The organism is Microvirga roseola, from assembly GCF_020866965.1.
GTDB lineage: Bacteria > Pseudomonadota > Alphaproteobacteria > Rhizobiales > Beijerinckiaceae > Microvirga > Microvirga roseola.
The window spans coordinates 1-2,977 of record NZ_JAJATX010000128.1; the positions used below are offsets into that span (position 1 = coordinate 1).

The following is a 2,977-nucleotide window of genomic DNA, read 5'->3' on the forward strand; positions in this document are numbered from 1 at the left end:
GTGCCGGCGACTTCGGGTTTGCCGATCCAGGAGTAGAACTGATCGGTGGCATGCGCGCCCAGCACATAGCCCTTGCCGGCCCGGCGCAACTGCATCTCGATAGCTCCCACGCCAAAGATCGTGTCAGCGGCTACCCAGTCGAACGGAACGTTGGCCGCAAGGGCCCGCCCGATCATCTCGGCTGCGATCTCGGGTTTGGTGACAAAGCGGATGCTGTGGGGAACATGAGCTGCAGCCCGGCGCTCGGGCTTGCTGGTCCAATCCTTGGGCAGATACAGCTGGCGATCGATGAAGGCGCAGCCCTTGTCCGACACGTAGGCCGCAAACACGCCGATCTGGCAGTTGGTGATCTTGCCGGCCGATCCGGTGTACTGGCGTCCAACCCCGCATGAGCGCTGACCCTGCTTGAGAAAGCCAGTCTCATCGATGACGAGCACAGCCCCGGGCGCGACGAGCGTCTCGAGCGCATACTCGCGCACCATGTCACGCAGAGCATCCGCATCCCAGTGGCTGCGGCCCAGCACCGCCTGCTGGCGCCAGGGGCCGGAATCGCCGGCGGCCTCGGCCCGCATCCAGCCGGTCTTGCGCCGCTCGGGGCCGAGCACCCCGTCCAGGAAGGCAGCCGCCGAGGCGGCGACACTGGGATGAGCAAACAGGGACTTGAGGTGAGCTTTGACCTGACGCAACTCCACACACCAGAGTTCGAGCATCTGCTCCACGGCTACACCAACCATGGCAGCCTCCTGTGTCAGATCAGGAGATTATGAGCGCATGAGCGGCGGGTGCAACCGTAGTGCTAGACACGATTTGGTCCGCTACACTCAGCAATGAGGTCGGATGCTAACCAGACGTAGGGGAGAGAATGATGTCGCTAGCAGGCAGCACTTGCCGAGCGCCGTGAACTTTCGAGACATGGATCGCTGACCAGTGCGAGACTGTTCCTGTGCGTGTCTCGAGTGGAGCCTGTTGTAACCCCTTTCAATGACCGCAGTTGCAGAAGTCCAAGGTTGACCCGCTGCGGAACATCTTGGACATGATACCATGTCTTGGGGAGTGGAGTATTCGCCGTAATGCAAGCTACACTAGAAGGTCGTTTCCGTGTCGGGCGGTCCGAGACCGGTCTTGGCCTGTTTGCCACAGAGGTGATCGAAAAGGGCACATTCATTATTGAATACCTAGGGCCACGGATCTCGAGCGAGGAGGTGCACCGGCGTCGAAGCACTCGCTACCTGTTCGAGGTCAACAGCCGGTGGACCATAGACGGTTCGCCACGGTGGAACACAGCCCGCTACATTAACCATTCCTGTCGGCCGAATGCCCAGGCAGTCGTATCCCGGGGCCGAATCCGCATCGAAGCCATCAGGCGCATCAGGCCTGGGGATGAGATTACCTACAACTACGGCAGGAACTACTTCGATATATTTATCAGGCCGACTGGTTGCAAATGCCAGACCTGCAGGACAGCGCGATCGAAGCGTTTGAAGGTATCACATCGTCGATGATGGCTACCTTATGTTGCTCTATGCTGACGTTTAGCTCTGCGCCTTCACGCACCCCACGACATTAATGAGGCCGCGCTGCCCCAGGCATGGACTTTCGGGACGGCGAAACCGTTATCGAGATTGTCGAAGGTGACACGCTCGACCAAACCCGCGAGGGTTTCCAAGAAAGGTTGCTGACGAGCCTATGGCGTCGGAACGTCCGGTTTATATTGGCTTCCGGAGCATCTCCCGGTCCCTTCCACATTTTCGCTGGATGGAGCGGCTAGCGAGGACGATCGCCTCTGTCACTTTCGGTGAAATTATCCGGCATTCGGTAGCAACGACCACCAAGAAACAGGTAAGTGCCTAGAGGGACAAGTAAATTCCACGCTTGCGATCATGGAATGTTCGGAGCCCTCGGCAAGGGAGCGGTTTCAGCGATGCCAATCGTGGGAGCGGCCACTTCGGCAGTTTAGGTGCCTCAAAGGTCTCATTCCGACCTGAAAACGGCCCTTCCTTTGTTCGGCTCTACTTCTCAGTTTGACCCCAACCGGACCTTCCCTGATGAGCTCACCGTTGGGTCCTGCATTCCATANTCCGACCTGAAAACGGCCCTTCCTTTGTTCGGCTCTACTTCTCAGTTTGACCCCAACCGGACCTTCCCTGATGAGCTCACCGTTGGGTCCTGCATTCCATAAGGCCCGTTCCGCGAAATTGGCTGTGCGAACGGTCGGCTTCTCTCTTGCTATTACCTAAGCGTTCACACGAGAACAGCTCATGTTAGGAACAACGCTTATGCCACCGCCTCTCATTCGTGACTTAGATCGATTGCTCCGACTTACGCTTAAGGCACCCAATATGGCCTTATCATCATGAACCCCTCTGAACGCATCGACCAGATGATCGCGGACCTTTCCGATTGGCGAGGGCCCATGCTCGCTGAGCTGCGCCAGACCATCCTTGCGGCGGATCCAGATATCATCGAGGAATGGAAGTGGATGGGTAGCCCTACCTGGTCGCTCGATGGTCTTATCGCGGTCGGCAATCCCCACAAGAACAAGGTCAAGCTGACCTTCGCCTACGGCGCCGCACTGCCCGATCCGGACAACCTCTTCAACGGCGACGATAAGGGCAACACACGGCGCTCCATTGATGTCTTCGAGGGAAGTCCAGTAGCCAAGCATGCCCTTCAGGACCTTGTTCGGGCCGCCATAGCCCACAACCGGACAAATCTGAAAAAGAACGCCTCGGCCGCCAAGCGCGCCAAGGCCAGCAAGACCTGACTTGTGCGGCCGCTCGCCAGAAGTCTTTTTCCGCCACAAGTCTTCCTAAGTAATTCAAGCTCATTCAGGGTTCTCGCCAGAGCCTCTTAGACTGATCCTTTACTAGCCCACTTCCTGCGCCGCCGCACACATCTTCCGAACACTTCAAAAAGAAACAATATCCGGTTTCATAAAGCGTCTTCTCGGAAATCGATGATACGGCAGCCCTAGCCT

At 57.8% G+C, this 2,977-nt stretch carries 3 protein-coding genes; 2 read left to right on the plus strand and 1 reads right to left on the minus strand.

From position 1 onward, the window contains the following. On the minus strand, nt 1–734 hold a 734-nt coding region (locus LG661_RS24340), incomplete at its 3' end, for an IS701 family transposase (protein ID WP_230534581.1). 336 nt (nt 735–1,070) lie between these two features. Between LG661_RS24340 and LG661_RS25635 the strand changes: the two genes are divergently transcribed. Both LG661_RS25635 and LG661_RS24345 read left to right on the plus strand, forming a co-directional pair. Beyond that, nucleotides 1,071–1,502 carry an SET domain-containing protein gene (locus tag LG661_RS25635; protein WP_407666842.1) on the plus strand — a complete coding sequence of 144 codons (432 nt, stop codon included), beginning with the start codon at nt 1,071–1,073 and terminating at the stop codon, nt 1,500–1,502. 851 nt (nt 1,503–2,353) lie between these two features. Further along, nucleotides 2,354–2,764, plus strand: a complete 411-nt coding sequence (locus LG661_RS24345; RefSeq protein ID WP_230534582.1) for a DUF1801 domain-containing protein — start codon at nt 2,354–2,356, stop codon at nt 2,762–2,764. The last annotated feature ends 213 nt before the right edge of the window (nt 2,765–2,977 follow it).